Here is a 6,625-nt window from a genome sequence, read left to right as displayed (position 1 = left end):
TTCGCCACACACCACGTCTCGCTGGAGGAGGCCCCGCAGGCCTACGACATGTTCCAGAAGAAGGCCGACGGTGCCATCAAGGTCCTCATGCACCCGTGACACCCGCGCATCACCCCGGCGGCGCGTCGAGCGGCGTGGCCGCCAGGGCTCGGGCCACGCCGTGGAGGTTCGCGGCCATCGCGCGCCCCGTCTTGTCGGACCATTCGTGGCCGCGTTCGTCGTCGAGGTAGTCGGGACCGGCCCCGGGACCGAGGTGCCAGTACGTCCAGGCCTGGCCGGGAATGGTGTAGCCGAGGTCGGCGAGCGCCCCTGAAATCTCGCTGATGACGTGATGCGCGCCGTCTTCGTTGCCGGTCACCACCACGCCGGCCACCCGGTTGTAGGCGACCGGTCGGCCACGGTCGTCCGTCTCGGACACCATGGCGTCCATGCGCTCCAGAACGCGCTGGGCGACCGATGAGGGCCTGCCCAGCCATGTGGGGGAGGCCACGATGAGGATCTCCGAGGACAGCAATTTCTCGTGGATCCCGGGCCACGCGTCCCCGGCACCCTCGTCGCTTGTCACACCCGGCTTGATGTCGAGATCCACGGCGCGGACGCAGTCGATGTCCACGCCGTAGGCCGCGAGCTGGTCCGCCACCACCTTGGTCAGGGCGTAGGTGTTGGACGGTTGCGGCGACCGTTTGAGGGTGCAGTTGATGACGAGAGCTTTCATGCGGCTCTATCTACCTCCGGCACACCGGCGCGTCCCCGTAGGAGCGCCCGACTCACTCTCTCGGTCAGTGCCTATCGCACACCGAAACCGACCGTGCGGCCTACCGACCGGGCCGCCGGAGTCCGCTGGCAAGCGTTGGTCTTCTACGGGGACCTGTTGGATACGCACCGCTATCCCGACGTCTGCCGGCCGCAACGCGATCGACAGACTCCGCGCGTCCCGCGACCACGGGACGCGGCCCCCGTAGAAATCGTCCTGGCCCGGGAACCGGAATGGGGGACTGACATGGGATCCAGCGACGTGCTGCTCCTCGTCGTTCGCGAACTGTGCGCTCGCAGGCTGCTTGCCTTACGCCCCTCGGGCGCGGGCCGGCCGTCGAAGTTGGCTGCCGCGGATGTGCCCCCCGATACCCCGATATGGGAAGCACGGCCGACGATCGCCGTTGACTGAGGGCGCCGGCCCGTGCGGATCTCCGGAAGTACCTGGAAGGCGTCCGTGAGGCCAGGCCACCAGGGAGGGCGCGGCAGTGACGACCTTCGTCCGGGCAACCCGAACGACTCCGCGAGCCGCGGGGGAACCCACGGGCACCCAGGAGAACGATCTTCCAACGCTGAAGGACGCGACGAAGGTGCCCTGGGGGACGCCTGGGAGTGGTCGAAAACGTTCTGCGTGATCAAACGGGCAGTACCCGGCAAGCGGGACTATCGCCACATGGGACTGCTGTCGAGGGAGGTCAGCATGTCGCGTGGATCACGGTGCACTGCGGCGGCGCCTGCCTCCTCCAGTTCAGCGCGGCCAATGCCGCCAGATAGGAGCGCCACGCAGGGCACCCCCGCCTTCCCTGCGGCCTCAATGTCCCACACAGTGTCTCCCACGAAGACCGCTCGGTTTGCGGGTACGCCCGCTCGCTCCAGGGCCTGTGCCACCAGGTCAGGTGCCGGCTTGCTCGCATCGACGTCGTCCTTGCTGGTGGCGTCCGCAATGACGTCGTCGGCATCGAGGGCTGCCCGCATCACGGCGAGTTCCTTGCCGTCGGCCGACGTGGCCAGGACGACCCGGAAACCCCGGGCCGCCACCGCGCGCAGCAGGTCCGCGGCACCGTCCAAAGGAGCGAGCGCGGGGCCGTAGGCGCCGTACAGGGCCTTGTGGGCGCCGCTGATCGTGGCATCCTCGCTGCGGTCGCGCTCCCTGCCCAGCAGGCGCTCCAGGAGATGGTCGGACCCCATGCCGATGCAGCGGTGGATGTCCGCCATCGACACCGTGTGCCCGGCCTGCCGGAACGCCTCCCACCACGAGACGGCGTGGAGGTAGTTGGTGTCGACGAGAGTGCCGTCCATGTCGAACAGCGCCGCGCGTTCAACCTCGTCACTCATGAGGCCCCTCCTTCCGATCGACTACTGGAGTGGTTCTTGCCAAGGCGGCTACCCGCCATCTCTGAGGTGGACGCGCGCGTCTGCTCCGCGGCCAGCGGTCAGCCACCGCCTGTGAAGGATGCCCCCTGGGGCATGCACGCCGGACTCCGCTTGGCCGATCGATCACGCTGGATCACGCGGGCGGAGTAGCGCGCCGCGAGCATCTTGGCTGGCGGTTCTTCCCCTCAGCTCACGATGTCGAGAACCTCACTGTAAGTCCGGAGCTGGTCGGGATCGTTCTCTCTCCGGAAATACCGGTCACGATGGCGGGTAGCAGCTCGAGGACGGCCTCAGACGGATCACCTGGGAGTGAACGAGATGCCAACAGGATCGAGCCGCAAGCGGGAGCGACAGTACGAGCACATCAAGGACAGCGCCAGGGAACACGGCGAGAGTGACAAGCGGGCCAAGGAGATCGCCGCCCGCACGGTCAACAAGGAGCGGGCTCGCGCCGGCGAGTCCAAGACCGCCAGCCGCAGTTCCATAGAGGACGACATGTCCTCCGGGCGGCGCGGCGGCCAGCGGTCCGGCAAGGGGCCGCAGGGCCCAACCCGCGACCAGCTCTACGCGGAGGCCAAACGTCGCAACATCGACGGGCGCTCCCACATGAACAAGTCGGAACTCGAACGCGCGCTCGGAAAGTAGCTGTCGGCACAGTCCGAGTGCAACGCGATCGCGCAGTCACAGCCATGCGGGCCGCGTACACAGAGCCGACCAACGGAGGGCATCGTGCTCATCCTGGGAATCATCCTGCTGATCATCGGCTTCCTCACCGGGATCTCGATTCTGTGGACCATCGGGATCATCCTGATGATCATCGGCCTCGTGCTCTGGGTGCTGGGAGCCGTAGGGCACAGCGTCGGCGGGCGGAAGCACTACTGGTAGGCGGCGGGGTCCGGTCGTCAGCCGATCCGAAGGCCGCGCGCGACCGCCACGGCCGCCGCAGCGGCCACTGCCGCCGCCCCCACGGCCCCGCGGTGGCGCGACGCCCAGGACTGCGCGCTCGTCGCGCGAGCCTGCCGCCCGAAACGCCCGTGCACACCGAAGTCGTGGCCGCCGGGACCGGCGTCGGCGGGGGACCGCAGGTTCACCGGTGCCGCGGGGTCGCGGTCCTCGGCCGTCTGCTGGGAACGGAAGCCGGTGCGCGCCAGGTAGCGGTCCAGAACACCCGGTGCCACCGCGTTGGCCAGCAGTGTCCCAGCGGTGCTCGCCCCCACCCAGTACTCGCGCCGACGAGGGTGATCCGCTGCGTGCACGATCGCCCGGGCCGCCACCTCGCGCCTGTAGATCGGCGGAACGGGCTGGGCCCGGCGCGGCAACCGGCTCAGCACCCAGTCGAACTGCGGTGTGCCGAGCGCCGGCAGTTGCACCATCGTCGTACGCACCCGTGAGCCCGAATGCAGCAGTTCGCACCGCAGCGACTCGTTCCACCCCTGAATGGTGTGCTTGGCGCCGCAGTAGGCCGACTGCAGCGGGATGCCGCGATAGGCCAGCGCCGACCCCACCCGCACGATCGCACCGCGGTCACGCGGGAGCATGCGCCGTAGCGCGGCTTGCGTGCCGTACTCATCCGCGGCGATCTCAGTGAAGGGCGCGAAGATACCCGTGAAAGCGTTGTTGACCCATACATCGGGGACTTCGAACGCCGCCTCGACGCGCGCGGCGGCCTCCTCCACGGTGTCGGCGTCCGACACCTCGACCGGCACGGTGAACCCCTCACCGCCCGCCCGCACTACGTCGTCCGCAGCGGCAGCCAGTCCGGTGCGTCCACGGGCCAGCAGTGCGACGCGGTCCCCGTGGGCGGCGAACGCGCGGGCCGCTGCCCTGCCGACGCCGCCGCTGGCGCTGGTGACCACGACCGTCCTGGTGTGCCGCTGCTTCGTCATGGGACTCTCGGCTACCCGAGTCGTGGGCTTCGTATCAAGGTCGCGGGGTAGGCACCACCCATGGCGGGCTGAACTGGGGCCACGATCCACTGAAGTGGCCGGGACGCCGAGTCGGCGACACGCCTCCCTCAGCCGGCACGGAGCCGTCTGAGAGGGACGTCGCCGGGGCTGTTCGCGACCGCTCAGACCACTCCGTTCTCTGCCGGGGCCGGGAACCGGTCCCATACGCGGTGGGCCCCCAGGAGTGCGGTGACCTCGCGCAGTACGGCCTCGCCGTCGGAGCCGGTGACGACGCCGAGTGCATCGGTGGCGATGCCGGCCGCCTGCAGGGCGGGGCCCGGGTCGTCCCAGCCCCCGAGGGGCTTCGCGTGGCGGTACGCCTCCTGGAGCATCAGCACGATGCGCGGGTCCACGGGCGCGGCGGCGAGAGCCGGGACGCCGGCCTTGGCGTCGCGCCCACCCTGGGCGTCGACGGCCGGTCCGGGGGTCCCGGCGACCAGCAGGGCGTCGAATTCCACGGAGCGCGCGGTGGCGAAGGTGCGCTGCACGGTCACGGGATCAGCGCCCTCACCTGTGAGAGTGCCGCCGGTGGGCGCGACGATCAGCGGGACCATGCCGCCCGCCAGCACGGAGCGTCGCACGACGTCCACGGCGCCCAGGTCACCAGTGCCGTCGGTGACGATGCCGATGATGCGCCCGACGGTCGGCCAGGTGCGGCCGATCTGCGACAGCGCGGACTGGGCTGTACGTCGGCGAGCGGCTCGGAGGCCTGCGGGGCGGGGAGGCCCAGGCCCAGCGCGACCTGTCGGCAGAGATAGGGATCGATGTTCGCCAGGACCATCAGGGTGCGTTCCTTGACGGCCTGCTCGTAGCACTTGCCGAGCTCGAAGGTGTAGGCGGCGACGATGTGCTCCCGTTCGGCCGGGCTCATGCTGAGCCAGAACAGGCGGGGCTGGGTGAAGTGGTCGTCGAACGAGGCCGGTGCCTCGCGTACCTTCGTGGCGGCCGCGATCGGGGTGGGGTGCTCGATGTACGCGTGGTCCTCGGCGCCGGCGAAGAACGGGCAGCCGCCGTCCAGGGAGTTGGGCTTGTACGGAGCCACACCGGTGTGCACCGCGTCCTGGTGGAACCCGTCCCGCAGCATGTCGTTGACCGGGGCGTGGGGCCGGTTGATCGGGATCTGCGGGAAGTTGGGGCCGCCCAGCCGGGTGATCTGGGTGTCAAGGTAGGAGAAGAGGCGTCCGGCCAGCAGAGCGTCGTCGGTGATGTCGACACCGGGCACCAGGTGGCCGACGTGGAAGGCGACCTGTTCGGTCTCGGCGAAGAAGTTGGTGGGGTTGGCGTTCAGGGTGAGCAGCCCGACGGGCTGCACCGGCGCCAGCTCCTCGGGGACGATCTTCGTCGGGTCCAGCAGTTCGATCCCCTGGAAGGTCTGCTCCGGCGTGTCGGGGAAGGTCTGGATGCCCAGTTCCCACTGGGGGAAGGCACCCGCCTCGATGGCGTCGGCCAGGTCGCGGCGGTGGAAGTCCGGGTCCATGCCGCTGATCATCTGCGCCTCCTCCCACACCAGGGAGTGCACGCCGGCCGTCGGCTTCCAGTGGAACTTCACCAGGGTGGTGGCGCCGGTGGCGCTGACCAGCCGGAAGGTGTGGACGCCGAATCCCTCCATGGTGCGGAAGGAGCGCGGGATGCCGCGGTCGGACATGTTCCACATGGTGTGGTGCGTGGCCTCGGTGTGCAGGGACACGAAGTCCCAGAAGGTGTCGTGGGCGCTCTGGGCCTGCGGGATCTCCCGGTCCGGATGCGGTTTGCCGGCGTGGATGACGTCCGGGAACTTGATCGCGTCCTGGATGAAGAACACCGGGATGTTGTTGCCGACCAGGTCGAAGACGCCCTCGGACGTGTAGAACTTGGTGGCGAACCCACGGGTGTCGCGGACGGTGTCGGCCGAACCGCGCGAGCCCAGGACGGTGGAGAACCGCACGAAGGCCGGCGTGTCGACGTCCTTGGCGAGGAAGGCCGCCTTGCAGACCTCGGCGGCCGTGCCGTAGCCGCGGAAGACGCCGTGCGCCGCGGCGCCGCGGGCGTGCACCACGCGCTCCGGGATCCGTTCGTGGTCGAAGTGCATGATCTTCTCGCGCAGGTGGTGGTCCTGCAGCAGCACCGGCCCGCGCGGGCCTGCTTTGAGGGAGTGGTCGGTGTCGGGCAGGCGTGCGCCCTGCGCGTTGGTGAGGAAAGGGCCGTCCTGCGCCCGGACCGTCTTGGACGGGCCGTCCGTGCGGCCCGTCGCGCTGAGCGGGGTGGGAACGCCCTGGTCGGGCTTGGCCGGCAGCGGCGCGTGCGGCTCGACCGGTTCCTCCACCGTGGGGGGCATGCTCGCGGGCACGCCGGGGATGTCCGCCCGTCCCGCGGGGGTGAGCTCCGCGCCCATGTCCATGACCTTGTCGACGATCTTCTTCACCGGGCCCGGCTCGTTGCCCATGGCGCTCTCCTGCTCGTCCTCGGAAACCCTGTCGCCTCCCGGTAACCCGTGCCCCTTGCGGACAAACAGGACCCGGTGCGATGTCCGCCGTTCGCGGCGGATCTCACCCCGCGGGTGCTGGTAGGCGGAA

Annotated in this window: 5 protein-coding genes and 1 pseudogene; 2 read left to right on the top strand and 4 right to left on the bottom strand. The window is 69.7% G+C overall.

Annotated features, from left to right (window positions below):
- Positions 1–109: 109 nt before the first annotated feature.
- Both PV410_RS43525 and PV410_RS43520 read right to left on the bottom strand, forming a co-directional pair.
- Positions 110–715 carry a flavodoxin family protein gene (locus tag PV410_RS43525; RefSeq protein ID WP_500332215.1) on the bottom strand — a complete coding sequence of 202 codons (606 nt, stop codon included), beginning with the start codon at positions 713–715 and terminating at the stop codon, positions 110–112.
- A 701-nt stretch (positions 716–1,416) separates the two neighbouring features.
- Positions 1,417–2,088, bottom strand: coding sequence for an HAD family hydrolase (locus tag PV410_RS43520; RefSeq protein WP_500332214.1), 672 nt, complete (start codon positions 2,086–2,088; stop codon positions 1,417–1,419).
- A gap of 357 nt (positions 2,089–2,445) precedes the next feature.
- Between PV410_RS43520 and PV410_RS43515 the strand changes: the two genes are divergently transcribed.
- Together PV410_RS43515 and PV410_RS43510 are read left to right on the top strand one after the other, a co-directional pair.
- On the top strand, positions 2,446–2,772 hold the full coding sequence (locus PV410_RS43515; RefSeq protein ID WP_500332213.1) for a plasmid stabilization protein: 327 nt from the start codon (positions 2,446–2,448) through the stop codon (positions 2,770–2,772).
- Between the two features lie 84 nt (positions 2,773–2,856).
- A complete protein-coding gene (locus tag PV410_RS43510; protein ID WP_500332212.1) occupies positions 2,857–3,012 on the top strand; it encodes a DUF6131 family protein in 156 nt (51 codons plus the stop codon).
- Between the two features lie 17 nt (positions 3,013–3,029).
- Here the strand turns inward: PV410_RS43510 and PV410_RS43505 are convergent, their stop codons facing one another.
- Together PV410_RS43505 and PV410_RS43500 are read right to left on the bottom strand one after the other, a co-directional pair.
- Positions 3,030–4,013: an SDR family oxidoreductase gene (locus tag PV410_RS43505; RefSeq protein WP_500332211.1), complete on the bottom strand. Its 984-nt coding sequence runs from the start codon at positions 4,011–4,013 to the stop codon at positions 3,030–3,032.
- 182 nt (positions 4,014–4,195) lie between these two features.
- A pseudogene (locus PV410_RS43500) lies at positions 4,196–6,444 on the bottom strand (catalase).
- Between the last annotated feature and the right edge of the window lie 181 nt (positions 6,445–6,625).

It is taken from the genome of Streptomyces sp. PA03-5A (assembly GCF_033792725.1).
In the GTDB taxonomy this organism is placed as follows: Bacteria; Actinomycetota; Actinomycetes; order Streptomycetales; family Streptomycetaceae; genus Actinacidiphila.
Note: the sequence above shows the minus strand (reverse complement) of the source record. Positions and strands in the feature narration are given on the sequence as shown.